Origin of the sequence: Sphingomonas aerolata (genome assembly GCF_003046295.1) — a bacterium.
GTDB lineage: Bacteria > Pseudomonadota > Alphaproteobacteria > Sphingomonadales > Sphingomonadaceae > Sphingomonas > Sphingomonas aerolata.
Window position 1 is genome coordinate 1,253,726 of the sequence record NZ_PZZN01000001.1, and the last position, 23,510, is coordinate 1,277,235.

Consider the following 23,510-nt stretch of genomic DNA (forward strand, 5'->3'; position numbering starts at 1 on the left):
CGTCATCCTCGCGCGGGCGGGGATGACGATCGATGGCGGTCCCTTACCGTTCGCGGGTCGCGGCGAAGCGGATCTTTGAATAGCGGTCGGCGATGTAATTCACCTCCCACGCGCTCTTGGCGAGGAACACCGGGTTCCCGTCGCGATCCTTCGCCATCGCGCCGCGGTTGATCTCGGCGAAGGTCTTGAGCTCCTGCGGGTCTTCCGCCGATATCCAGCGGGCGGTCTCGTACGGCGCAGGCTCGAGCCCGGCCGCGACCTTGTACTCTGCGTCGAGGCGCGAGAGCAGCACCTCGAGCTGGAGTTGCCCGACGACGCCGATGATCCAGTTCGAGCCGATGTCGGGGTAGAAGACCTGAGTCACCCCTTCCTCGGCCATGTCGTCGAGCGCTTTCCGCAACTGCTTGGTCTTGGTGAAATCCTTCAGCACGACGCGGCGCAGTATTTCGGGCGCGAAGTTCGGCAATCCGGTGAAGCGGATCGCGGCGCGTTCGCTCAGCGTATCGCCGACGCGCAGCGTGCCGTGGTTGGGGATGCCGATGATGTCGCCGGGAAACGCCTCGTCCGCCAGCTCGCGATTCTGCGCGAAGAACAGGATCGGCGAATGGACCGCGATCGGCTTGCCGTGGCCCGTGGGCGTCAGCTTCATGCCGCGCTTGAACACGCCCGAGCACAGCCGCATGAACGCGATCCGGTCGCGGTGGTTCGGATCCATGTTCGCCTGCACCTTGAACACGAAGCCGGTGACTTCGCTTTCGTCGGGGGAGATGGGGGCGGGCTCGGCGGGCTGCGCGCGCGGTGGCGGGGCGTAGTCCGCGAGCGCTGCGATCAGCTCGGCGACGCCGAAGTCCTTGAGCGCCGAGCCGAAATACACCGGCGTCAGATTGCCTGCGCGATAGGCGTCGGCGTCGAAGCTCGAATAGCCGCCCTGTGCGAGTTCGGCTTCGTCGTTCAGGCGGATCATCGCTTCGGGGCTGAGAATCTTGGCCAACTCCGGGTCGTCGATACCAGCGAACGGGATCGCCTTGCCCATGAACTCGCGGCTGTCGCCTTCGGGGCGGCTCAGCGTATTGGCGTAGAGGTCGTACACCCCCTCGAACTCGCCGCCCATGCCGACCGGCCAGCTCATCGGGCAGACGTCGAGCTGAAGCATCTCGGCGACCTCGTCGAGCAGCGAGAACGGGTCGCGGCCCTCGCGATCGACCTTGTTGACGAAGGTGATGATCGGCACGTTGCGCAGGCGGCAGACCTCGAACAGCTTGCGCGTCTGCGGCTCGATGCCCTTGGCGGCGTCGATCACCATGACCGCCGAGTCGACCGCGGTCAGCGTGCGGTAGGTGTCCTCAGAGAAGTCCTCATGGCCCGGCGTGTCGAGCAGGTTGAAGGTGATTCCCTGGCGTTCGAACGTCATCACCGACGACGTGACCGAGATGCCGCGCTGCTGCTCGATCTTCATCCAGTCGGAGCGCGCGCGCCGGTTCTGGCCGCGCGCCTTCACCTCGCCCGCGAGATGGATCGCGCCGCCGAAATAGAGCAGCTTTTCGGTCAGCGTGGTCTTGCCGGCGTCGGGATGCGAGATGATCGCGAAGGTGCGGCGGGGAAATTGGGTCATGGCGTGGGTCCGGGGAGCCTGTCGCGGCTCGCAAAGAAGGTTGGGCCGGGAGTCCGGCGGTCATGCTGCCGCTCTTGGCAGATGCGGGGGCCGGAGGACAGGGGGGCCGTCGAGCGATAGCTGCTCCCCGCCCCTTCAGGGGAGGGGCTGGGGGTGGGGTGTCATCATAAGCGTGGTGCTTGCGGGGCCCCCCACCACAATTCCTCCCCTGAAGGGGAGGGGCTTTCAGGGGAGCAGCGTTACGCGGAGTGCGATGCTCTTTGTGGCGCCTGCAGCGATCTCGAACATGCCGGGCTTGGCGCGGAAGTCGCCGTCATAGCCTTCGGGGTCGGCGATGCCGTGCCACGGCTCGACACAGACATAGGCCGCGCCCGGCTTGGTCCAGAGGCCGAGCATCGGCGTGTCGGGGAAGTCGATCCGCAGCTGCGGGCCGGTCTCGGCGCCATAGGTGACCGAATCGGACCGGACCGAATCCCAGACCAGCGCATCCTTTGCGAACAGCGCGTCCTGCAGGCGCAGCGTCCGCCCCTCCAGCGGCGAGGGCCGCTCCCCCTCCGCGATCGTGCCGTCGTCGGCGATCATGCGCAGCGCATCGGGCTCGTCGGCCGAGAAGACGATGCGGTGGTCGGCGCGATCCTCCCCGTAAGGCAGCGGCCAGGCGAAGGCGGGGTGGAAGCCGAAGCTCGCCGGAAGCGACTGCTCCGCGGGGTTGGTGATCGCGACGTCGACGCTCAGCGTCGCGTCGACCAGCGCGAACGTTACCGTCAGCCGGAAGTCGAACGGATAGACCGCGCGTGTCTCGGGCGTCGCCTCGAGCGTGAAGGCGACCGATCCGGGCTGCTGCTCGGATACCGCGAATGCCATGCGCCGCGCGAAGCCGTGCTGCTTCATCGAATATTCGGCGCCGTCGACGCGGATCGTGTCGCGGTAGGGGCGACCGACGACGGGGAAGAGGATCGGTGCGTGGCCGGTCCAATAGGCCGGGTCGGCATTGGTCATCAGCTCGCGCCCGTCTGCATCCTTCAGCGACGTGAGCTCGGCCCCGAGCGGGTTGATCTGCGCAGTGAGGTGGTCGTTGGCGATCGTGATCAGGTCGGTCATTGGGGTCCTTCCTTCGTGGTCGAACACGCGGGTCTTCAAAACGCTCATCGGACAACCCGGCGGCCCCACCCCGGCGAAGGCCGGGGTCCAGTTGGAAAGGTGGAAGTAACGAGGGACTGTCCGCCGTTACACCCGTTCCTCAACTGGGCCCCGGCCTTCGCCGGGGTGGTGTTGGAGGGTGAGGAGACGCTCAGACGCGCAGGCTCGCGCCCTGCTTCGCTGCCGCCGCGACGACCTTGTCCGCGACCGCCTTCAGCTCCTCGTCGGTGAAGCTCTTGGCGGTGGGTTGCAGGACGATCTCGACCGCGACCGACTTGTGGCCGTCCTCGACGCCCTGGCCGGTGAACACGTCGAACACGCGCGCCGAGACGATCGCGGCCTTGTCGGCGCCCTTGACCGCACGGACCAGCGCATCGGTCGCAAGCGCCATCGGCACGAGGAACGCGAAGTCGCGGCGGACCGCCTGCAACGCCGGCGGCGTGTAGGCCGGGCGGGCGAAGCCCGAGGCCCGCTTGGGCGGGATCGCGTCGAGATAGATCTCTACCGCGGCGACCGCGCCGTCGAGGTCGAACGCCTTCAGCACCAGCGGATGCAGCATGCCGAAGCTCGCCAGCACCGTCTTCGGCCCGAGCCGGAGCGTGCCCGACTGACCCGGATGCCAGGCATCACCCGCCTCCCCCATGACCTGCAGATTGTCGACCGGTGTGCCGGCAGCAGCGAGCAGTGCGAGCGCTTCGGCCTTCGCATCATAGGCGTCGAAGCTCGCGGCCTTGCCCTCGCGCCAGCCGCGCGGGCGGCGGTCGCCCGCCAGCACCACGCCGAGCGTCGCGCGTTCTGCGTCGGCAAGATAGCGGCGACCGATCTCGAACAGGCGGACACTCTGCTGGCCACGCTTGAGGTTGCGCCCCGTCGCGGCGAGCAGGCCGGGGAGCAGCGAGGGGCGCATGACCTTCAGGTCTTCGCTGATCGGGTTGGCGAGCGTCCACGCGCCGCCGCCGAAGGGTGCGGCTTCGGCCTCCGAAAGGAAGCTCCACGTCACCGCCTCGTCGAGGCCGCGGGCGGCGGCGGCGCGACGCGCGCGGCGTTCGAGCTTCTGCTCGGGCGTGGCGGTCGGCTTGGCGACGCCGGGCATGCGCGGCAGCGGAGTCGAGGGGATATTGTCGATGCCCTCGATCCGGACGACTTCCTCGACCAGGTCGGCGGGGCCGTCGACGTCGCGGCGCCAGCTCGGGACCGTCACCGGCCATTTGCCCTCGATCGTCGAGAACAGCGCATCGCTGAACGCATCCGCGCTCTTGATCGCACCGATCGTGAAGCCGAGCGACAGCAGCGTGCGGGCCTGGCGTTCGGGGGCGACGTGGAGGCCGCCGAGGTCTGCGCTGAGGCGCGGATCGTAGTGCACGACGCGAGGTTCGAGCGGTGGCTCGCCCGAGCGCGTGACCTCACTCGCGGTGCCGCCGCATACGTGGAGCACGAGCGCGGTGGCGATCGCGAGGCCGTCTTCGAGGAAGGCGGGGTCGACGCCGCGTTCGAAGCGGCTGCGCGCGTCGGAGGTGAGCGTGAGCTTCTGGCCGGTGCGCGCGATATGGTCGGGATCGAAATAGGCGCATTCGATCAGCACGTCGGTGGTGTCGGCCGAGACGCCCGAATGCTCGCCGCCCATGATGCCGCCGATGTCGTGCACCGCCACGTCGTCGGCGATGACGGTCATGCTGGCGTCGAGCGTGTAGGTCTTGCCGTTGAGCGCGACGACCTGTTCGCCGTCCTTGGCTTTCCGCGCGACGAGGCCGCCCGACAGCTTGGCGCGGTCATAGACGTGCAGCGGCCGGCCGAGGTCGATCATCAGGTAGTTGGTGATGTCGACGAGTGCGGAGATCGGCTTCTGGCCGATCGCGAGCAGGCTGCGACGCATCCAGTCGGGGGAGTCGCCGTTGGTCACGCCGGTGACGGTCTGCGCGAAGAAGGCGGGGCAGCCCGTGGCGTCCTCGGTGCGGACCGATGGCCCTGCCCCGTCGGTGACGATGGGATCGAAGATCAGCGGCGTGAGCGTGCCCATGCCGGCTGCGGCGAGGTCTCGCGCAATGCCGCGCACGCCCATGCAGTCCTGGCGGTTGGGGGTGATCGCGACGTCGATGACGGGATCGGTGAGCCCGGCATAATCCGGGTACGGCGTGCCGATCGGCGCGTCCTCGGGCAGCTCGATGATCCCGTCATGATCCTCGCCGAGTTCCAGCTCGCGCGTCGAGCACATCATGCCGTTCGATTCGACGCCGCGGATGCTCGCGAGCTTCAGCGTGACGTCGAGACCGGGGACGTAGGCGCCGGGCGCCCCGAACACGCCGACCAGCCCCGCGCGTGCATTGGGCGCGCCGCAGACGACCTGGAGCGGGCCGTCACCGGCGTCGACCGACAGGATCTGGAGCTTGTCAGCCTGCGGATGGCGTTCGGCGGTGAGGACCTTGGCGATCTTGAAGGCGGCAAGCTTCTCGCCGGGGTTCTCGACGCCTTCGACCTCGAGGCCGATCCGCGTCAGCGCGTCGACGATCTGGTCGAGCGTGGCGGTGGTGTCGAGATGCTGCTTGAGCCAGCTGAGCGTGAACTTCATGCGCCGACTCCTGCCGACAAAGTGGGGACGTCGAGGCTCGAGAAACCATAATGTTTCAGCCAGCGGATATCGCCGTCGAAGAATGGGCGGAGGTCGTCCATGCCGTATTTGAGCATCGCGAGCCGATCGATCCCGCAGCCGAACGCAAAGCCCTGCCACTCGTCGGGATCGAGCCCGCAGGCCTCGATCACCTTGCGGTGGACCATGCCGCTACCCAGAATCTCGAGCCAGCCGTCTGGCTCGGCGCCGCCGACGACGCGCTTGCCCTTCACGAGCGTGTAGCCGACGTCGATCTCGACCGAGGGTTCGGTGAACGGGAAATAGCTCGGGCGCATCCGCAGCACGATATCGTCGCGCTCGAAGAACGCCTTCACGAAGGTTTCGAGCGTCCACTTCAGATGGCCGAGCGTGATGCCCTTGTCGATCACGAGGCCCTCGACCTGGTGGAACATCGGCGTGTGCGTCGCGTCCGAATCCGAGCGGTAGGTGCGGCCCGGCGCGATGATGCGGATTGGCGGCTTCTGGCTCAGCATCGTGCGGATCTGGACGGGCGAGGTGTGCGTGCGGAGCAGCGAGAAGGTCGTCTTCTCGTCGGCGGTGCCCGCGGCCTTCGCGTCGATCCCCTGCTGGAGATAGAAGGTGTCGTGCATCGCGCGCGCCGGATGCGTCTCGGGGATGTTGAGCGCGGAGAAATTATGCCAGTCGGTCTCGATCTCGGGCCCGGTCGCGACCGCGAAGCCCAGGTCGGCGAAGATCTCGGCGAGTTCGTCCATGACCTGGCTGACCGGGTGGATCGTGCCGGGCATGGGCGCGTCGGCGGGCAGCGTCATGTCGAGCGTTTCGCTGGCGAGCCGGGCGTCGAGCGCGGCGCGTTCGAGCGTCGCCTTGCGATCTGCGATGCCGTTCGCGACCGCCTCGCGCAGCCCCTGGATCAGCGGCCCCTGCACGAGGCGCTCGTCGGGGGTCATCTTGCCAAGCGTCTTCAGCAGCGCGGTGATCGTACCCTGCTTGCCGAGCGCCTCGACCCGGCACGCCTCCAGCGCGTCGAGGCCGGATGCCGCGGCGATCGCCGCCAACATGTGTTCGCGCATCTGGTTCAGGTCTTGCGTCACGTCATACTCCCAGGACGGGTTCGGTCGGCAGATCGGGTAGGCGGGGCAGCCCCAGACCGATACCCAGATCGTCCCAATTTTCGTTGCGCGCTTCGATCAGCTCGATCTTCCACGCTCTTCGCCACTCCTTCAGCCGCTTCTCGCGAACGATCGCGGCCTCCATCGTGTCGAACATCTCGTAATAGGCGAGACGACTGATGCCGTACCGGCGAGTGAAGCCGGGGATCAACCCCTCGCGGTGCTGAACCAGCCGCGCGAGCAGATTTGAGGTGACGCCAACGTAGAGCGTGCCGTGGCGGCGGGAGGCGAGGATGTATACGCAGGGCTGAAAGGTTTCGCGCATTTCTGGTGCTCCCCTTTGATCACCCTCCCCCGGATCTTTTATATCCGTCATCCCGGCGGACGCCGGGACCCATGGTTGCGGGCCGGGTGATGGTAGCACGTTATCGCCGGGTCCGCCGTAATCGTGGGGCCCGGCGTTCGCCGGGATGACGGGAGGGGGGATGACGGGCTGGCGAACCCAAAACGCGAAAAAGGGCGCCGGTGGTTTCCCACCGGCGCCCTTTTCAAACCCAACCTCAGTCGCGGATTACGCGGCCTGGGGAAGTGCTGCCTTCGCCTGTGCGACGATCGCGCTGAAGGCTGCGCCCTCGTGCATGGCGATGTCGGCCAGGACCTTCCGGTCGAGTTCGATACCCGCCAGCTTCACGCCGTGCATGAACTGCGAATAGGTCAGACCCTCGGCGCGGACGCCGGCGTTGATACGCTGGATCCACAGGCCACGGAAGGTGCGCTTCTTAACCTTGCGGTCGCGGTAAGCGTACTGTCCGGCCTTTTCGACGGCCTGACGGGCGATGCGGATGGTGTTCTTGCGACGGCCATAATAGCCCTTCGCCTGAACCAAAATACGCTTGTGCTTGGCGCGGGTGGTAACACCCCGTTTTACGCGTGCCATTGTCTAATTCCTTCTCAGCTCAACGCAGGCCGTAAGGCGCCCAGGCCTTCACTGCTGCGGTATCGGCCTTGGACAGCAGCTTGGTGCCGCGGTTCTGACGGATGTACTTGCCGTTGTGATGCGCCAGACGGTGACGCTTGCCGGCGACGCCGTGCTTGAGCAGGCCGGTGGCGGTGAGCTTGAAGCGCTTCTTGACGCCGCTCTTGGTCTTCAGCTTGGGCATTTTTATCCTTTCGGTTACGAAGGGAAACGCTGAAATCGCCGCGGCAGCCCACACTGGCCGGGCGATTCGTCGAACGCGCATCCCTTCGAGGAAGCGGGGCCGATACCCGCATCGGTCCGAAATCTCAAGTCGCATTCCCGGATTAATGCGGCATCCGACCATAGTGGAACCGCTACGCCCGCCATGCGATAGGCTTATCATGGACGCCAGCCCGACGCAGCCGATCGACGCCCCCCCGCCCGCCGCGGCGCAGAAGAGGCGCAAACGGCGGATCCTGCGCAACATTCTGATCGGGATCGTCGCGGTGATCGCCGCGATCTGGCTGGTACTCTACATCACCAAGGGTCGCTTCCTGAAGCATCCGTTCGAGCGGATCGTCGGGTCGATGACCAACCGGACGGTGACGGTCGGCGGCGATTTCCAGCTCTATTTCGCGCCGTTCCGAATCAAATTCTATGCCGAGCGCTTCACGCTCTCCAACCCCGACTGGGCGAGCCGGCCCAATTTATTCCAGGCGGACAAGCTCGACACGCGGATAGCGCCGCTGTCGCTGATCTTCGGCAAGCGGCGGCTCTACTGGCTCGATCTCGTCAATGGCGCGGTCGATCTCGAATGGAATGCCGCGCATACCGCCAACAGCTGGACGTTCAGCGACAAGAAGGGCGGCGAGCCGCTCGAATTCCCGCGGATCGACGTGGCGACGGTGACGGGGACGAGCGTGCGCTATCTCGACCCGCGGATGCGCGTGCTCGCCAATCTCGATGTCGCCGACATCCGCTCGGTCGATGCGACGATCGGCCGCGCGGTCGGCCTCAAGGGCACCGGCCAGCTGCGCGAGACGCCGTTCACGGTGACCGCGCAGCTGCTGTCGCCCGACGCGACTGCCAATCGGGGACAGAACAAGCTGGTCGCGCGGATGCGCGCGACGGGCAACGTGATCGACGTCGCCGGCACGCTGCCGAGCATCGCGGACGTCGAGAACGTGCCGCTCGCGGTGACCGCGCGCGGCGCAAACCTGTCGACGCTACTCGGCGTGATCGACGTCGCGATCCCGAACACACGCACCTATCGGCTGCGCGGGCAGCTCGTGAAACAGGGCGAGGAATATCATTTCACGCGGATCACCGGCGTGGCGGGGAAGACCGATCTGGCGGGCAAGCTGACGATTACCAATGGCGAGCGCATCCACCTCGATTCGGTGCTGGCGACGAAGAGCCTCGATATCGTCGATGCCGCGCCGTTCATCGGCTACAATCCCGACATCGTTGAGAGCCGCGGCGCGGTGGCGGCTGCCGCCGCGACCGGCGCGGGCGCGCAACGCCTGTTGCCCGATGGGAATTTCCCGGTCGAGACGATGCAGATCTTCGATGCCGACCTGAAATGGACGATCGGCGTGGTCCGGTCGAAGAACATCCCGATCTCGAACGTCGACCTGACGCTCGACCTCGAGCGCGGGCGGCTGGCGCTGTCGCCGCTGACGTTTGCGATGGCGCGCGGCAATGTCGCCTCCGACGCGGTCTTCGACACGCGTTCGCGGCCGAGCGCGGTGTCGTACGACATCCGCCTCGCACCGACCCCGATGGGGCGGTTGCTTAAGGGCTATGGGCTTGCCGAGGCGGGGACGACCGGGACGATCAAGGGGCGGATCAAACTCGACGGGCGCGGCGATTCGATCCATGATTCGCTGGCGTCGTCACGCGGCCGGATCGCGTTCGTGATGCCGTCGGGCGCACTGTCGGTGCGCAACGTCCAGCTCGCCGAGCTCGACATCGGCACGTTCGCGCAGCGCATGTTCCAGGGCAAGCTCGACGAGCCGGTCCAGGTCAATTGCGGCCTGATCGGCTTCACCGTGCGCGGCGGTGTGGCGGCAGCGGACCCGATCCTGATCGACACGAAGAAGAACGTGATCGTCGGCCGCGGCGGGTTCAGCTTCCGCAACGAGGCGGTCGACCTCGCCTTCCGCGCCGATTCGAAGAAGTTCAGCCTGTTCGCAGGCCAGTCGCCGGTCGGGTTCGGCGGCGTGTTCGCGGCACCGAAGATGAGCGTGGTCTCGAAGGACCTGCTCGCCCGCGTCGGCACCGGGCTGGGCCTCGCGCTGGTGGCGACGCCGGTCGCGGGTGTGCTTGCGTTCGTGGATGTCGGCGATGCGAAGGCCACCGCGTGCGGCCCGGTGCTGGCCGGCGCGACCGCAAAGGCGCAGCGGACGACCGAGGGCGAGACCCGCGACGATGTCGGCCGCGGGACGACTGCCAAGGGCGAGGACGGCAAGGCGTCCGAGGCGGAGAAGAAGGGGCAGAAGAAGAAGTTTCTCGGGATCTTCTAACGGCGCGGCGGCTTTGGTCGCGGCCACGCCGCGCGCCTTACCTTACTGGCCCCCGTCATCCCGGCGAAAGCCGGGGCCCATGGTTTCAGCCAGTGCGGTTAGCGACCGTGCCGTGTCCATGGGTCCCGGCTTTCGCCGGGATGACGGATATGGGACTAGGTGCGAGGCGTAACGCCCGCCTTCCCGCCAAGACGGTCTCAGTGGTCGTGATCGCCATGGTCATGCGCATCACCCGTGATCCGGTGCATCGCCTCGAGCACGTCGTCCAGCCGCGCCGGATCGCCGATCGCGAGCACATGGCCTTCGCTGTCGGCGGTCAGCGGGTCGCCGTTCCAGTCGCACATCATCCCGCCGGCGCCTTCGACGACCGGGACCAGCGCGGCGAAGTCGTAGAGCTGGAGACCCGATTCGCAGACGACGTCGAGATGCCCGCTCGCGAGCAGCCCGTAATTATAGCAGTCGCCGCCATAGACCGGCCCCTGGCGCGGATTGCCGCCCGAGATCGCCGCGACGAGCGCTAGGTAATGCGGGACGTCAGCCTCGCCGAACAGATGCGGGCTGGTCGTCGCGATCGTCGATCCCGCCAGCTCGCGACAGACCCGGGTGCGCACCGGCACGCCGTTCAGCGTCGTCGGACGCCCCGCGACGCCGACCCAGCGTTCGCGCTGGACCGGCTGGTCGATGATCCCGAGCACCGGCCAGCCATCCTCGACCAGCGCGATCAGCGTGCCGAAGATCGCGCGGCCGACGGTGAAGCTGCGCGTGCCGTCGATCGGGTCGAGCACCCATTTGCGGTTGGTGACGCCGGTCTTCTCGCCAAACTCCTCGCCGACGATACCGTCGCCCGAGCGTTCGGCGTCGAGCAGCCGGCGCATCGCCGATTCGGCCTCGCGGTCGGCGCGGGTGACGGGGGACTGGTCGTCCTTGATCTCGACGCCGTGCTCGTGGCGGAAATAGGGTCGGATGACGTGGCCCGCGGCATCCGCGAGGCGGTGCGCGAGGTCGATATCGGCTTGGGTCACTGGCATCTGCCCTGCCTATCGATACGGTACGGCGCGAGCAATGGACGGATGCCGCGAGCGGGCGTACGTCACTGCGATCATACCGGAGTATAGCCCCATGCGCCTTGTCCCGACCCTTGCCGCCCTCCTCCTCGCCACCCCCGCAGTCGCGGCGCTCGCGCCCGGTGCGAAGGCGCCCGACTTCACCACGCGCGGCGCGATCGCCGGCAAGGTGTTCACGGTCCACCTCGCCGAACAGCTGAAGAAGGGCCCTGTCGTCCTCTACTTCTTCCCCGCGGCCTATACCGGCGGCTGCAATGCCGAGGCGCATGCCTTTGCCGAAGCGGTCCCCGCGTTCAAGAAGGCCGGCGCGACGGTGATCGGCATGTCGGCGGACAACGTCGAGACGCTGAGCAAATTCTCGGCGGAGAAATGCGCGGGCAAGTTCGCGGTCGCAAGTGCAGGGCCGAAGGTCGTCGCGGGCTATGACGTCGCGCTCGGCAAGCAAGTGATGGGACGCAATGTCACGAAGCGCACCAGTTACGTGATCGGCCGCGACGGCCGGGTCGCCTTTGTTCACGACGACATGAACCCGGCCGAGCATGTTAGTTCGACGCTGGCCGCAGTCGAGACGCTTAACCGCCGATAGGCTTGCAAATCGTCACGCGTTGCTAACCTTTGTCGTTCTATTCCGGGGGCGAAACGGGGGCAAATGACATGCGGGACGCGCAGGGCGCACAACAGGTGAGCACGGAGGACCTGTTCGACCAGATCGGCCGATTCCTCCGTAAGCACCGGTTGCGTCCGGATCCGTCGCATTATGCGTTCGCGCATGCCGTGCTGTCGGCACCCGACGGCCCGCTCGCGGCGCAGGTTGCGCAATTGACCGAGGGCGGCGTCCGGCTGCTGCGCAGGGATATCGAGGCGCTTGGCGGACAGGTCACCGAGCCCTCTGCGGTGGTCGATCACGACGGCCCGTGCGATCCCGCGCAACGCGAAGGGCAGGCGGACCGGCTGGTCGCCGAGACGCAGGAGTATGTCGACGGGTTCGCGACGATCATGCACAGCATCCACGCCGAGACCCGCGGCTTCGGCCATGACCTGGCGGAAAGCGCGGCAGCGATCACGACCTCGCCGGGACTAGCCGAGATCGACGAGATCACGCGGATCACCACCGCGATGATCGGCCGGATCCGTGAGTCGGAGGTGCGGCTGGCCAAGGCGAAGCACGAGACCGACGTCCTGCGCGCCAAGCTGATCGAAGCGCGCGACAGCGCACGACGCGACACGCTGACCGGCCTGCCCAACCGACGCGCGTTCGACGAGGCGTTCGGCGCACGCGACGCGGACAAGGGCCCCTATTGCCTGGCGGTATGCGACGTCGACCGGTTCAAGCGAGTCAACGACGCGTTCGGCCACGGCGTCGGCGACCGGGTGCTGACCGCGATCGGCCAGATGATCGCGGCGGGGTGCGAGGGGCATCTCGTCGTGCGGCACGGCGGCGAGGAGTTTGCGGTGCTGTTGTGCGGCGTCAGCCTGAGCGACGCCGCGCGCCTTCTCGATTCGGTCCGCGCAATCGTCGCCGCCAAACGCTTCCGCAACCGCGAGACCGATTCGCCGCTCGGCCAGATCACCTTCTCTGCAGGCGTAACCGCGATCCACGCGGACGAAGCCGCCGAGAGCGCGTTCGCCCGCGCCGACCGGCTCCTCTACACTGCCAAGGGCGACGGGCGCGACCGGATCTGCGCCGCCTGATCCTCGCGGCGGTCCGCGGCACCGATCCTTGGCGCCGTTCACCGGATAAGTGTGGCGCAAAATCCCAACTGCTGCGTGCCTGCAGCGAAAAACTGCGCTAATTCAGCCGGATACGGAACTGGCACGGGGTGTGCAAAGCAGGGGATATCGGCAGCCGGATGTTCCGGACGCCGCCATCACCGAAGGGAAGCCACCATGTCCTCGATCCATTTCGAATCCGCCAAGCGCATCCTCCTCTCGTTCGCCGGGGCGCTGGTCTTCGCCGGCATCGCGATCAGCGCAGCGACGCCGATCATCCCGATCGCGTGATCTGGCCTGACTGCGGAGACTGCATCATGCTTCGTCATCTCCATCGCGCCCAATCGCGGCCCGATCGGGCGCGGGACCCCGGCCTGCTCGTCTGCATCGTCGCCTTCTCGACCACCGTCCTGCTGATCGCGACCCACGCCGCAGCGTTCGCCTGACCGGCAGCGTGGCGGATCCCTGCCCGCCAGGCGCGGATCGCGGTCAGGCCGGCATGGCCGATGAAGCAGGGCCGACGGGCGCGGCCTCCTCGCGCGAATAGGTCCCGATCAGCAACCCCGCCGCGAGCACATGTCCCGACATCGCCTCGACCAGCGCGGTGCGGCCCGGTGACACGCCTGGATCGCCCAGCGCCGCATCGAGCGCGAAAAGCTGGAAGGCATAACGATGTTCGCCATGCCCGGTCGGCGGATCGGGCGGCAGCCAGCCTTCGCGTAGATAGGAATTGCGCCCGACATCGCCGTCGGGCGTCCCTGCGCCGTCGGCCGTGATCGCGCCCTCGGCCAGTCGCAGCCGATCGGCAGCGATATGCCAGACAATCGCGTGAACCAGCGGTTGCGGCGTCGGCGCATCCGCATCCTCGACGATCAGCGCGAGTGCGGCGGTGCCCGCAGGCGGCGCGCTCCAGAGGAGCGGCGGCGACACCCCGTCACCATCGGCGGTGAACCGGGGCGGCAACCGCCCCTCATGCGCAAAGGCGGGGCTGGTCAGGTCGAGCGTCGCGAACCCCGTGCCGGCCTGCGCGCCCGACCCGAGACCGGACCGGGCGATCACCAACGCGTCGGCACCAGCGCGCAATCCTTTAAGTGCGTGGCCGAGCCAGGCAGGCATGTGTTCAAGCATCGTTACCCTCCGAAGGACAGGCGCCAGGGCGCAGGACCGGTGCGCCATCGGCATACCAGCGGCTCTGATCGCGCATCGTGCCGGCATCGTGATAACAGGCCTGCGCTGTCCCACCCGCCGGATCGATCGCGACCATCCAGTTGTGATCGCCGCAGTTATGCGCCTCGCACCCCCAGGAGGCGATGCGCCTGCCCCGTTGGAAGATCGGCGTCTGCGGCCCCGAACGCCCACGGATCAGCAACCGCAGCCGGGCATCGTCGACCACCGCGAGCAACCCGCCGGCCACCTCGGTGCGATCGAAGAAATCGACGCCATCGACCGCGTCATGCGGATATTTGCCGACATAGGCGGTGAGCGGCGTGGTCTGCGCCTGCCCCGCCACGGGGGTCGGCGTCCGCGTGGCAGGCGGCGTGAAATTGGTGACCGCAGCGGTCTGCTGGGAATCGTCGCCCGCACTGCAGCCTGACACGGCCATGGCAAGCATTGCTATCCCAGCGCGCAGCGACAGGGTGATTGGCGCAGCCCCGGATCCGATATGCATCGCAGCCCCCTCATGCTCTTTTCATCCCAACGCGCCGACCGGGCCGAGGTTGCCCGCGATGCCCGCACTGCCGGGGCGATCTGGCGATCCGAATCTACGGGTATGCGCGAGTGCAAGCGTGTATCGTCGCCGTCCCGGGGCGCTCCGCCCCGCCGGAAGGGCAGCATCATGGCCAAGAGCCAGAAGAAATCGAACAAGGAAGTCCGCAAGCCGAAGGCCGAGAAGGAGCCCAAGGCGAACGCGTCGAACCCGACGACCAAGGGCAAGCCCGTCGAGATGACGACGCTCAAGTGATCCGGCACGAAACAGGACGATGACGATGGCGGACGACGATTACGTCTATGACGAGGCCAGCGGCGAATGGGTCGCCGCCGACGCCGCATCCACGACCCGCGCGGCGGACGACGACACGGTCGTGGTCCGCGACTCGGTCGGCAACGTGCTGGCGGACGGCGACCAGGTGACGCTGATCAAGGACCTGACCGTCAAGGGCGCGGGCCAGACGCTCAAGCGCGGCACGCTGATCAAGGCGATCCGCCTGACCGGTGACGCGCAGGAGATCGACTGTCGCTACGAGGGGATCAAGGGTCTGGTGCTGCGCGCGGAGTTCGTGCGCAAGCGGTAACGGACGTACCCCCTGATCCTCCCCCCGCCAGGGGGAGGAGTTCGGGGTGTGGCGGATCAGACGTCTGCGGGAAGGTAGATCTCGCTGCCCTTCTCGCGGAACCTCTCGCTCATTTCCGCCATGCCCTTTTCCGCGTCGGCATGCGCGCCCTTGGCAAAGATCGCGCGGTTGGCGTCGGTCTGATTGACATCGGCTGCGAGGAACGTGTCGGCGGGGCCGTTCTGTTTGGCGGCGAAGTCCCTCACCTCCTGCGTGATCTTCATCGAGCAGAATTTGGGACCGCACATCGAACAGAAATGCGCGGTCTTGGCGCCTTCTGCGGGAAGCGTCTGGTCGTGATATTGCTCGGCCGTATCGGGGTCGAGGCTCAGGTTGAACTGATCGCGCCAGCGGAATTCGAAGCGCGCGCGGCTCAACGCATCGTCGCGCATCTGCGCGGCGGGATGCCCCTTCGCCAGATCGGCGGCGTGTGCGGCGAGCTTGTAGGTGACGACGCCGACCTTCACGTCGTCGCGGTCAGGAAGGCCGAGATGCTCCTTGGGCGTCACGTAGCAAAGCATTGCGGTGCCGTACCAGCCGATCTGCGCCGCGCCGATCCCGCTGGTGATATGGTCATAACCCGGCGCGATGTCGGTGGTGAGCGGCCCCAAGGTATAGAAGGGCGCCTCGCCGCAGACCTCGAGCTGCTTTTCCATGTTTTCCTTGATCTTGTGCATCGGCACATGGCCGGGGCCCTCGATCATCACCTGGACGTCGCTCTTCCATGCGCGGTGGGTCAGTTCGCCGAGCGTGTAGAGCTCGCTGAACTGCGCCTCGTCGTTCGCGTCGGCGATGCTGCCGGGGCGCAGCCCGTCGCCGAGCGAATAGGCGATGTCATACGCCTTCATGATCTCGGTGATCTCGTCGAAGCGCTCGTAGAGGAAGCTCTCCTTGTGGTGGCTGAGGCACCATTTCGCCATGATCGAGCCGCCGCGCGAGACGATGCCGGTGACCCGCTTGGCGGTCATCGGGATATAGGCGAGGCGCACGCCAGCGTGGATCGTGAAGTAATCGACGCCCTGCTCCGCCTGTTCGATCAGCGTGTCGCGGAAGATCTCCCACGTCAGCTCCTCGGCGACGCCGCCGACCTTTTCGAGCGCCTGGTAGATCGGCACGGTGCCGATCGGCACGGGGCTGTTGCGCAGGATCCATTCACGCGTGTCGTGGATGTTGCGGCCGGTGCTCAGGTCCATCACCGTGTCGGCGCCCCAGCGGATCGACCAGACGAGCTTGTCGACCTCGGCGGCGACGTTCGACGCGACCGCGGAGTTGCCGATATTGGCGTTGATCTTGACCAGGAAGTTGCGGCCGATCGCCATCGGCTCGGATTCGGGGTGATTGACGTTGTTGGGGATGATCGCGCGGCCGCGCGCGACCTCGTCGCGGACGAATTCGGGGGTGACGAAGTCGGGGATCGACGCACCGAAGCTCTCGCCGTCGCGCTTATACTCTTTCAGCATCGCGCGGCCGAGATTCTCGCGGGTCGCGACATATTCCATCTCGGGCGTGATGATGCCGCGGCGGGCATAGTGCATCTGGCTGACATTGGCGCCGGCCCTGGCGCGCAACGGGCGTGCAATGCTGCCGGGGAATTGCGGGACGCCGCCCGAGCGGTCGGGGCCGAGCTGGCCATTGTCCTCGGGCCGGATCTCCCGCGCGTCGTAGCTCTCGACATCGCCGCGCGCCTCGATCCACTGGCGGCGGAGTTGCGGCAGGCCGGCGTTCATGTCGATCGTCGCCCTGGGGTCGGTGTACGGACCGCTGGTGTCGTAGACGCGCAAGGGCTGCTCGGAACAGCTCGGGTCGAGCACGATCTCGCGCATCGCGACGCGGACGTCGGGGCTGGAGGGCACCGCGACATGGATCTTGCGCGAGCCGCGGATCGGGCCGGTGGTGACGCCGATGTCGGCGGTCGGGATGCGGGGATCGTAATCGGCCATGCGCTTGCTCCTAAAGGTCTCGGAGCAAGGCATGCGGTTCTGTGGCGACCGCTCCCTCCCTCCGCCGGTATCAACCGGATCAGGTTCAGCGGGTCGAAGGCTCCTGCCTTCCTCTCAAGCGCGGATCGGCGCTCCCCCGGGGTAGGGCGAGCATAGGCGCAACGGACGGGGGCGCAAACGGAAAAACCCCGCACGGCCGGGCCGCACGGGGTTTCGGATCGATCGGCGGGTTGCGATCAGAAGGTGTAGGTCAGGCCCACCGCGCCGAGCCACTGGTCGGCATCGCCGACGTCCGCGACGATCGGGCTGTCCTTGTACTTGCCGAGCATGCGGCCGTAGAGCACCCCTGCGCCGACGCCGAAGCCGCGGCGCAGATCGCCCGACAGGCTCTGCAAAGCAAACGCGGAGACGTTGACCCGGCGGAAGCCGCTGTCGTTGATGTCATAGGTGCGCAGACCGCTGTTGATCGTGCCGATCGGCGTGACCGCGGCATAGGTCCGGCCAAAGCCCTTGCCTGCATAATCCGCCGACAGGCCGAAGGCGACCAGGGTGCGGACCGACAGCGGCGTGGTGTAGTTGACCTGCGGGGTGATGACATAGCTGTCGTGCGTGCCCGACACGTCGTGGATATAGGCGACACGCGCGGTCAGCGTGTCGTAATCGCTGGTGATGACGCCGGTCTTGCCGATGCCGACGAAGCCGCCGACTTCATAGGCCGTGTCGATCTTGCCGAGCGCGCGGACCTGCCGGTTGTCGACCCGGCCCGTGCGATCGGTGCGGACGGCGGCGATAACGCCGACTTCGTAGTTGATCCCGACCGACCCGGTATTGGGGATCAGGTTCACGTAGAGCTGCGTACCGCGCGTGAAGAAGTCATGCCCGCGGATCGTGCCGATCGCGACCGCGCCGGGGGTGAAGCTGTTGCTGTCCGCACCCTCGTAATCGGGAAGCGACGCGACGCCGAGCCCCAGCGTGATGCGGTTGTTGTCGGCGGGATCGGTGATTGGCGGGGTCGGATTGGGATCCGTCTGCGCAAGTGCCGGCGTGGCGAGGGCGACGGCCGCGGTTGCGGCAGTCAGAACGAGTGAGAATGCGCGCAAGGACGGGCTCCGGACAAAAAGGTTCCACCGCGCAACGCGGGGCAACCCCATTCGGTCCGTTGCAATCCGTCAGAAGATGTAACGCATCCTGACCTGTTGCATTTCGGCATCACCGGCGAGCATGAACCGTGCCGCGGAAAAGCGCGGCGGTCCGAAGCGTACCGCCGCGTTGTTCGAGAAGCCATAGCCCTCGCGCGGGATGCCCGCGATCGTGTCGAGCTTGGAGTTGCTGTTCTCGTCATGGATGATCGCCAGCGCATAGCCGCGCTGCGGCAGGCCCGGAAAGCTCGTCGTCCGGACCGCGGCGGGCAGGGTCCGGGTCAGCGCCTTGGCATCGTCGACACAGGCGGGGAAATTATCGGGGTCGGCGGTCAGACAGATACGGATCAAGCCCTTGGCCGAGCGAAGATTGTCGACCTCGACGTCAAGCCGCGTGACCGGGCTCGCCGCCGCCAGAACGGCCCAGAGCGCCGCCGCGGCCAGCACGCGCGGCAGCCTTGGCATGCGATCTGCGGACATCGCCGAGCTCCCGGTCGGTGCCGCAGAGCCGATCCCAGAACCGGAAAATGAGCTCATAATTGCACCTGTATCGTTCATGATGTGGCTGATGGTGGCTGGCCGTGATCAGCCATGTCCCCAATGCTCCCCTCCACATGAACCGGGGAAAAACCTCCCGGCCCATCGGATTGGCCCCCTCCATAACGGTCATGACCGTCAGAGCCAAACCGAGCGCACCGCCAGGGTCGGAATCGCAATGACCCGTAGCGGAATTATCACAGCGCCGGGACCGGATCGAACGCCGTTGCCATTCAGACCCTCGGTCGACCACGCCCGGCCGGTGCTCCACCTGTTTGCACTGACTCTAGTCTATCGCCCCCGCAAAATGATCGAAACCGGCGGCATCCGGGTACGCGGCTGCAAAGCACGACGGCCTGTGCGCCTGCAAACCTAACGCCGCCCCATTCTATGTCGGAACACCGGACCCTCATCATATCTTTATCGATTTTTCAGAATTCAGCGCCACGAATTCATCTATCGAACTTTATTTGACGCCTCCCAATGTGATATTTTTTTTCAGGTCAACAGATTTGAGACCCTGATAGCAGAACATTGCTCCATTACGACGATATCGCCTGTTTGAAAGTCCGACGCCATGTCAGAGACAGGCCATCTCGATACTATAAATTTGGGAGATGAGGATATGGCAACCATCAACATCATGATTGCTGTGGATGTGGAAACAGCTCAGTCGACGGCCAGTGGCCAGACCATCACCCAAGGTCTGTATATGATCGACACGACGGGCTATGAAGGCACGCCCGAGGGTGGCAACGAGTTGTCGACGCCATGCAATGCCGGTGACACGTTGGTGTGGACCGTCTATCCCATCAATCCCGCCGACAATATCGCGATCACCGGGTTTACCGGTCAATGCACGCAGAACCCGCCGAATAGTGTATTCCAGAATCTCGAACACCAGACGACGCCCGCGGGCGTCGTCTATTGGACCTGTGTGATCAACAACGGCACAGCAACGGGGTCCTACCAATACAGCGTGGTCTTCTCGATGTCGAACAAGACCTACAGCTATGACCCGTTCGTCAACGTCACGGCGAACTGATCGCCAGCGCGTAAACATGGCCATGAGCGCTCTCGGCTGATCCGGAAAAGAGCGCGCGGCGCACACGGTGCCGGGCAGCAGCGACCACTTGCGGCTGCCCGGTACCGCAAAAACCCGCGCAGTTCCTCGGCCAGCATCGCTCGACCTGTCCGCCGAGCGTCCGGAACCGAGGTCAGGCGCGCCGGTCGAGGATCAGGATCGGCGCGTCACGATAACGACCCTCGATGCGCAGGCGGTAGCCGAGGCGCTCGGCGAGGCGGAGCGAGGGCGCGTTGCCGGGGTCGATGATGCAGGTCGTGGCGGCGATGCGCGGGTCGGCCCAGGCCAGGACCGCCGCCATCGCCTCCGACGCATAACCCTGTCCCTGCGCGTCGCCGGTCAGGGTCCAGCCCATTTCGGGGCCGATCGCACCGGGACCGTCGATCGGCGGCAGGATCGCGCGCCGCGCTTCGATCAGCCCCATCTCGCCGATCAGCCGGCCGGTCACAGTCTCGCGCACGATCCAGCTGCCATAGCCGAACGCCGTCCACTGCCCGATCGACCGGAGCAACCGGATCCACACCTCCTCGCGACTGCGTGGCGTGCCGCCGATCATCGCATAGACGCGGGCGTCGGCCCACATCGCGGCGCAGTCGTCGAGATCGGCAAGGACATGGCCGGTCAGCGTCAGGCGCGACGTGGCCAGCGTCGGGGCCTGGGGGTGGCGGGGGCCGGGATCGCCGGCGTGCGGTGCTGGCGAAGCGTCGGTCGGGTGTGAGGGGGGCATGGCGGCTCCGGATCTGGCATGGACATAGTGGCGGAGATGGCGGCGGCGCGCCATGCCCGACCTGACGTCCCCCGTCCCTTCGCGTCCGTCACGTGGTGGCAGCGGAAGGCGATGACGTGCGGGGGATCGCCCCGGTGGCGGGAGAGGCCGCCGGGCCGGCAATGCAGGTTGTCTTCGCGTGCGATTGGGCGGGAAAGGCTGTTTTCGCAGGCGCCGGTTTGCGCTAGTCGGAGCCATGGCATCGACGATCTCCTGCGACGTCGCGATCGTTGGCGCGGGCCTGGCCGGCGGGATGATCGCGCTGGCGCTCAAAGCGAAGCATCCGGCGCTCGACGTGCGGCTGGTCGATGCCGCCCCGACGGTCGGCGGCAACCACCTCTGGTCGTTCTTCGACAGCGACGTGGCGGCGGCGGACCGCTGGATCGTCGCGCCGCTCGTGGTGCATGGCTGGCAGGGCTATGACGTGCGCTTTCCAGGGCATGCGCGGACCATCGACGCGCGTTACAATTCGATCGAGAGCGTCCAGCTCGACCGCGAGGTACGCCGCGTCCTGCCGCCGCACGCGCTGATGCTCGACCGCAAGGTGAGCGGCGCGAGCGCGACCGCGGTGGTGCTGAGCGACGGCGACCGGATCGAGGCGACCGGGGTGATCGACGCGCGCGGGCCGGGCGACCTCACGCTGCTCGATCTGGCGTGGCAGAAATTTCTCGGACGCGAGCTGCTGCTCGACGCGATGCACAAGGCACCGCGGCCGATGGTCATGGATGCGGGCGTCGAACAGCTCGACGGCTATCGCTTCGTCTATTGCCTGCCATTCAAGGCGCGGCGGATGTTCGTCGAGGACACCTATTACAGCGACACGCCCGATCTCGATCTGCCCGTGCTGCGCGACCGGATCGACGCCTATGTCGCCGAGCGCGGCTGGTCGGTGAAGCGGATCGAGCGCGAGGAATCGGGCGTGCTGCCGGTGGCGATGGGCGGCGATTTCGAGGCCTATTGGCGCTCGACCGGCGCGCGCGTCGCCAAGGCGGGGATGCGCGCGGGGATGTTCCACCCGACCACCGGCTATTCGCTGCCCGATGCGGTGCGGACCGCGTCGATGATTGCGGCGCTGGGGGATTTCTCGGGCGCACGGCTGCATGACGCGACCTATGCGATGGCGCAGGCGACGTGGAAGAGCCGCGGTTTCTACCGGATGCTCGACACGATGCTGTTCCGTGCGGCGGAGCCCGAGGAACGCTACCGGATCCTCGAGCGCTTCTATCGCCTCTCCCCTTCGCTGATAGGCCGTTTCTATGCCGGACGTTCGACCATGACCGACAAGGCGCGGATCCTGACCGGCAAGCCCCCCGTCCCCATCGTGCGCGCCGTCCGCGCCATCGCAGGCAGTATGAGATCATGAAGACAGCTATCGTCATCGGCGCAGGGTTTGGCGGGCTGGCGCTCGCGATCCGGCTGCAATCCGCAGGCGTCCAGACGACCATCGTCGAGAGCCGCGACAAGCCGGGCGGGCGTGGTTATTACTGGGAGCGCGACGGCTTCACCTTCGATGCCGGCCCGACCGTCATCACCGATCCCGAGTGCCTGCGCGAGCTATGGGCGCTGAGCGGGCACGACATGAGCGCGGACGTGACGCTCGATCCGGTGCTGCCCTTCTACCGGCTGAACTGGGCGGACGGGACGAATTTCGATTATACCAACGACGATACGCAGATGCGGGCGGAGATCGAGAAGCTGCACCCGGGCGACTGGGCGGGCTATGAAAAGTTCCTCGCCTATTCCGCCGGCGTGTTTCACGAAGGCTATGAGAAGCTCGGCCATGTCGCGTTTCTCGACTTCGGGTCGATGATTAAGGCGGCGCCGGCACTGGCGAAATACCAGGCCTGGCGCTCGGTCTATTCGATCGTGTCGAGCTTCGTGAAGTCCGAGAAGCTGCGCGAGGCGCTCTCGTTCCACACGCTCCTCGTCGGCGGCAATCCGATGACGACGAGCGCGATCTATGCGCTGATCCACAAGCTCGAGCGCGATGGCGGCGTATGGTTCGCGCGGGGCGGCACCAACCGGCTGGTCGCGGCGCTGGTGACCCAGTTCGAACGGCTGGGCGGCGTGCTGCGGCTCGACGACCCGGTGACGTCGATCGAGACGCTGGGCGACCGCGCGACCGGGGTCACGACGGCGAGCGGCTGGTCGGGCCAGGCGGATGCGGTGGCGGCGAACAGCGACATCATGCACACCTATCGCGACCTGCTGGCGACGTCGCGCAGCGGACAGCGGACCAAGGCGTCGCTCGAACGCAAGAAGTACAGCCCGTCGCTGTTCGTCGTGCATTTCGGGATCAAGGGCACGTGGCCGGGTATTCCGCACCACATGATCCTGTTCGGCCCGCGCTATAAGGGGCTGCTGTCGGACATTTACGATCACGGCGTGCTGGCGGAAGATTTCTCGCTCTATCTTCACCACCCGACCGTCACCGATCCCAGCCTGGCGCCGGAGGGGCATTCGACCTTCTACGCGCTCGCGCCGGTGCCGCATCTCGGCAAGTTCCCGGTCGACTGGGACGAGATCGGCCCGATCCTGGAGAAGCGGATCCTCGACGAGATCGGCCGGCGGTTGATCCCGGACATCCACGACCGGATCGTGACCAAGTTCAGCTATGCGCCGAAGGATTTCGCGCAGGATCTGAACGCGCATCTGGGCTCGGCCTTCTCGCTCGAGCCGGTGCTGACGCAGAGCGCCTATTTCCGCGTGCACAACCGCGACGATCATATCCCGAACCTGTACTTCGTTGGTGCGGGGACTCACCCGGGGGCGGGGATTCCGGGCGTCGTCGGGAGTGCGAAGGCGACGGCGCGGCTGATGCTTGAGGGCGAGCAGTAAGGGTTTGTTCGCGCGGAGACGCGGAGGCGCGGGGATGGTGCGTCCAGCCTATCGGTCGGAAGACCTCTCGGCTGTACGTCATCATGGTATAAAGTCGCTCCGCGACCCTTGCTGCAACTTCGCGCCTCCGCGTCTCCGCGCGAACCCATTCTTTTCTTGCGGCACCAC

At 66.6% G+C, this 23,510-nt stretch carries 23 protein-coding genes, 1 pseudogene and 1 riboswitch; of the genes and pseudogenes, 9 read left to right on the forward strand and 15 right to left on the reverse strand.

All coding sequences use genetic code 11. From position 1 onward, the window contains the following. Positions 1–43: 43 nt before the first annotated feature. The 7 genes from C8J24_RS05825 to rpmI form a co-directional block, all read right to left on the reverse strand. On the reverse strand, positions 44–1,612 hold the full coding sequence (locus tag C8J24_RS05825) for a peptide chain release factor 3 (protein WP_031395328.1): 1,569 nt from the start codon (positions 1,610–1,612) through the stop codon (positions 44–46). Positions 1,613–1,837: 225 nt separating this feature from the next. After that, the gene (locus C8J24_RS05830) at positions 1,838–2,713 is read right to left on the reverse strand and encodes an aldose 1-epimerase family protein (protein ID WP_107930925.1); all 876 of its coding nucleotides are present in this window, start codon (positions 2,711–2,713) and stop codon (positions 1,838–1,840) included. A gap of 190 nt (positions 2,714–2,903) precedes the next feature. Then, entirely contained in the window at positions 2,904–5,318 is a 2,415-nt protein-coding gene (gene pheT, locus C8J24_RS05835; RefSeq protein ID WP_107930927.1) for a phenylalanine--tRNA ligase subunit beta, read from the reverse strand. Next, complete coding sequence (gene pheS / locus C8J24_RS05840) at positions 5,315–6,409, reverse strand: phenylalanine--tRNA ligase subunit alpha (RefSeq protein ID WP_208620933.1); 1,095 nt, start codon at positions 6,407–6,409, stop codon at positions 5,315–5,317. The genes pheT and pheS overlap by 4 nt, the downstream gene beginning before the upstream one ends. A 22-nt stretch (positions 6,410–6,431) precedes the next feature. Further along, positions 6,432–6,773 (reverse strand): GIY-YIG nuclease family protein, encoded by a 342-nt coding sequence (locus C8J24_RS05845; protein ID WP_107930931.1) that lies wholly within the window; start codon positions 6,771–6,773, stop codon positions 6,432–6,434. Positions 6,774–7,019: 246 nt separating this feature from the next. Further along, positions 7,020–7,385: a 50S ribosomal protein L20 gene (gene rplT, locus C8J24_RS05850; RefSeq protein WP_031395288.1), complete on the reverse strand. Its 366-nt coding sequence runs from the start codon at positions 7,383–7,385 to the stop codon at positions 7,020–7,022. A 19-nt stretch (positions 7,386–7,404) separates the two neighbouring features. Then, complete coding sequence (gene rpmI / locus C8J24_RS05855; RefSeq protein WP_031395289.1) at positions 7,405–7,608, reverse strand: 50S ribosomal protein L35; 204 nt, start codon at positions 7,606–7,608, stop codon at positions 7,405–7,407. Positions 7,609–7,807: 199 nt separating this feature from the next. Between rpmI and C8J24_RS05860 the strand changes: the two genes are divergently transcribed. Next, the gene (locus C8J24_RS05860; protein WP_107930934.1) at positions 7,808–9,931 is read left to right on the forward strand and encodes an AsmA family protein; all 2,124 of its coding nucleotides are present in this window, start codon (positions 7,808–7,810) and stop codon (positions 9,929–9,931) included. Between the two features lie 197 nt (positions 9,932–10,128). Here C8J24_RS05860 and C8J24_RS05865 read toward each other — a convergent pair whose 3' ends face one another. Beyond that, on the reverse strand, positions 10,129–10,959 hold the full coding sequence (locus tag C8J24_RS05865; protein ID WP_107930936.1) for an inositol monophosphatase family protein: 831 nt from the start codon (positions 10,957–10,959) through the stop codon (positions 10,129–10,131). 91 nt (positions 10,960–11,050) lie between these two features. Here C8J24_RS05865 and C8J24_RS05870 point away from each other — a divergent pair, with 91 nt between their 5' ends. The 3 genes from C8J24_RS05870 to C8J24_RS17965 all read left to right on the forward strand — a co-directional run bounded on the left by C8J24_RS05870 (position 11,051) and on the right by C8J24_RS17965 (position 13,151). Then, positions 11,051–11,581 carry a peroxiredoxin gene (locus C8J24_RS05870; RefSeq protein ID WP_056673387.1) on the forward strand — a complete coding sequence of 177 codons (531 nt, stop codon included), beginning with the start codon at positions 11,051–11,053 and terminating at the stop codon, positions 11,579–11,581. Between the two features lie 95 nt (positions 11,582–11,676). After that, a complete protein-coding gene (locus C8J24_RS05875; RefSeq protein WP_311724103.1) occupies positions 11,677–12,687 on the forward strand; it encodes a GGDEF domain-containing protein in 1,011 nt (336 codons plus the stop codon). A 335-nt stretch (positions 12,688–13,022) separates the two neighbouring features. Next, positions 13,023–13,151: a hypothetical protein gene (locus C8J24_RS17965; protein ID WP_260171388.1), complete on the forward strand. Its 129-nt coding sequence runs from the start codon at positions 13,023–13,025 to the stop codon at positions 13,149–13,151. 43 nt (positions 13,152–13,194) lie between these two features. Here C8J24_RS17965 and C8J24_RS05880 read toward each other — a convergent pair whose 3' ends face one another. Continuing rightward, complete coding sequence (locus C8J24_RS05880; protein WP_056673382.1) at positions 13,195–13,833, reverse strand: YbhB/YbcL family Raf kinase inhibitor-like protein; 639 nt, start codon at positions 13,831–13,833, stop codon at positions 13,195–13,197. After that, entirely contained in the window at positions 13,826–14,317 is a 492-nt protein-coding gene (locus tag C8J24_RS05885; protein WP_244180441.1) for a hypothetical protein, read from the reverse strand. Before C8J24_RS05885 ends, C8J24_RS05880 begins: the two co-directional genes overlap by 8 nt. 225 nt (positions 14,318–14,542) lie before the next feature. On the opposite strand from C8J24_RS05885, the gene C8J24_RS17970 reads away from it, so the two are divergent. Together C8J24_RS17970 and C8J24_RS05890 are read left to right on the forward strand one after the other, a co-directional pair. Further along, on the forward strand, positions 14,543–14,668 hold the full coding sequence (locus C8J24_RS17970) for a hypothetical protein (protein WP_260171387.1): 126 nt from the start codon (positions 14,543–14,545) through the stop codon (positions 14,666–14,668). Positions 14,669–14,693: 25 nt separating this feature from the next. Next, positions 14,694–14,999: an alkylphosphonate utilization protein gene (locus C8J24_RS05890; protein ID WP_031439303.1), complete on the forward strand. Its 306-nt coding sequence runs from the start codon at positions 14,694–14,696 to the stop codon at positions 14,997–14,999. A gap of 56 nt (positions 15,000–15,055) precedes the next feature. Here the strand turns inward: C8J24_RS05890 and thiC are convergent, their stop codons facing one another. The 4 genes and pseudogenes from thiC to C8J24_RS05910 form a co-directional block, all read right to left on the reverse strand. Next, positions 15,056–16,978 (reverse strand): phosphomethylpyrimidine synthase ThiC, encoded by a 1,923-nt coding sequence (thiC, locus tag C8J24_RS05895; RefSeq protein ID WP_107930942.1) that lies wholly within the window; start codon positions 16,976–16,978, stop codon positions 15,056–15,058. Positions 16,979–17,017: 39 nt separating this feature from the next. Continuing rightward, positions 17,018–17,125, reverse strand: a riboswitch (TPP riboswitch). Positions 17,126–17,214: 89 nt separating this feature from the next. Beyond that, positions 17,215–18,078: a MipA/OmpV family protein gene (locus tag C8J24_RS05900; protein ID WP_236701581.1), complete on the reverse strand. Its 864-nt coding sequence runs from the start codon at positions 18,076–18,078 to the stop codon at positions 17,215–17,217. Positions 18,079–18,147: 69 nt separating this feature from the next. Then, complete coding sequence (locus C8J24_RS05905) at positions 18,148–18,597, reverse strand: DUF2141 domain-containing protein (protein ID WP_236559186.1); 450 nt, start codon at positions 18,595–18,597, stop codon at positions 18,148–18,150. After that, positions 18,503–18,861 (reverse strand): annotated as a pseudogene (locus C8J24_RS05910) (sterol desaturase family protein); the annotation flags it as partial. The gene C8J24_RS05905 and the pseudogene C8J24_RS05910, both read right to left, overlap by 95 nt. Before the next feature lie 418 nt (positions 18,862–19,279). Here C8J24_RS05910 and C8J24_RS05915 point away from each other — a divergent pair. Then, a complete protein-coding gene (locus C8J24_RS05915; RefSeq protein ID WP_107930946.1) occupies positions 19,280–19,699 on the forward strand; it encodes a hypothetical protein in 420 nt (139 codons plus the stop codon). Positions 19,700–19,871: 172 nt separating this feature from the next. Here the strand turns inward: C8J24_RS05915 and C8J24_RS05920 are convergent, their stop codons facing one another. Further along, positions 19,872–20,465, reverse strand: a complete 594-nt coding sequence (locus tag C8J24_RS05920) for a GNAT family N-acetyltransferase (RefSeq protein ID WP_107930948.1) — start codon at positions 20,463–20,465, stop codon at positions 19,872–19,874. Between the two features lie 235 nt (positions 20,466–20,700). Here C8J24_RS05920 and crtY point away from each other — a divergent pair, with 235 nt between their 5' ends. Together crtY and C8J24_RS05930 are read left to right on the forward strand one after the other, a co-directional pair. Beyond that, positions 20,701–21,867 (forward strand): lycopene beta-cyclase CrtY, encoded by a 1,167-nt coding sequence (gene crtY / locus C8J24_RS05925; RefSeq protein ID WP_031394043.1) that lies wholly within the window; start codon positions 20,701–20,703, stop codon positions 21,865–21,867. Next, complete coding sequence (locus C8J24_RS05930; protein ID WP_107930951.1) at positions 21,864–23,342, forward strand: phytoene desaturase; 1,479 nt, start codon at positions 21,864–21,866, stop codon at positions 23,340–23,342. Before crtY ends, C8J24_RS05930 begins: the two co-directional genes overlap by 4 nt. Positions 23,343–23,510 lie beyond the last annotated feature (168 nt).

Coding starts and splice junctions, on each gene's coding strand:
- C8J24_RS05825 (WP_031395328.1), bottom strand. CDS start 1,612: ATGACCCAATTTCCCCGCCGCACCTTCGCGATCATCTCGCATCCCGAC.
- C8J24_RS05830 (WP_107930925.1), bottom strand. CDS start 2,713: ATGACCGACCTGATCACGATCGCCAACGACCACCTCACTGCGCAGATC.
- pheT (WP_107930927.1), bottom strand. CDS start 5,318: ATGAAGTTCACGCTCAGCTGGCTCAAGCAGCATCTCGACACCACCGCC.
- pheS (WP_208620933.1), bottom strand. CDS start 6,409: ATGCGCGAACACATGTTGGCGGCGATCGCCGCGGCATCCGGCCTCGAC.
- C8J24_RS05845 (WP_107930931.1), bottom strand. CDS start 6,773: ATGCGCGAAACCTTTCAGCCCTGCGTATACATCCTCGCCTCCCGCCGC.
- rplT (WP_031395288.1), bottom strand. CDS start 7,385: ATGGCACGCGTAAAACGGGGTGTTACCACCCGCGCCAAGCACAAGCGT.
- rpmI (WP_031395289.1), bottom strand. CDS start 7,608: ATGCCCAAGCTGAAGACCAAGAGCGGCGTCAAGAAGCGCTTCAAGCTC.
- C8J24_RS05860 (WP_107930934.1), top strand. CDS start 7,808: ATGGACGCCAGCCCGACGCAGCCGATCGACGCCCCCCCGCCCGCCGCG.
- C8J24_RS05865 (WP_107930936.1), bottom strand. CDS start 10,959: ATGCCAGTGACCCAAGCCGATATCGACCTCGCGCACCGCCTCGCGGAT.
- C8J24_RS05870 (WP_056673387.1), top strand. CDS start 11,051: ATGCGCCTTGTCCCGACCCTTGCCGCCCTCCTCCTCGCCACCCCCGCA.
- C8J24_RS17965 (WP_260171388.1), top strand. CDS start 13,023: ATGCTTCGTCATCTCCATCGCGCCCAATCGCGGCCCGATCGGGCGCGG.
- C8J24_RS05880 (WP_056673382.1), bottom strand. CDS start 13,833: ATGCTTGAACACATGCCTGCCTGGCTCGGCCACGCACTTAAAGGATTG.
- C8J24_RS05885 (WP_244180441.1), bottom strand. CDS start 14,317: ATGCTTGCCATGGCCGTGTCAGGCTGCAGTGCGGGCGACGATTCCCAG.
- C8J24_RS17970 (WP_260171387.1), top strand. CDS start 14,543: ATGGCCAAGAGCCAGAAGAAATCGAACAAGGAAGTCCGCAAGCCGAAG.
- C8J24_RS05890 (WP_031439303.1), top strand. CDS start 14,694: ATGGCGGACGACGATTACGTCTATGACGAGGCCAGCGGCGAATGGGTC.
- thiC (WP_107930942.1), bottom strand. CDS start 16,978: ATGGCCGATTACGATCCCCGCATCCCGACCGCCGACATCGGCGTCACC.
- C8J24_RS05905 (WP_236559186.1), bottom strand. CDS start 18,597: ATGTCCGCAGATCGCATGCCAAGGCTGCCGCGCGTGCTGGCCGCGGCG.
- C8J24_RS05915 (WP_107930946.1), top strand. CDS start 19,280: ATGGCAACCATCAACATCATGATTGCTGTGGATGTGGAAACAGCTCAG.
- C8J24_RS05920 (WP_107930948.1), bottom strand. CDS start 20,465: ATGCCCCCCTCACACCCGACCGACGCTTCGCCAGCACCGCACGCCGGC.
- crtY (WP_031394043.1), top strand. CDS start 20,701: ATGGCATCGACGATCTCCTGCGACGTCGCGATCGTTGGCGCGGGCCTG.
- C8J24_RS05930 (WP_107930951.1), top strand. CDS start 21,864: ATGAAGACAGCTATCGTCATCGGCGCAGGGTTTGGCGGGCTGGCGCTC.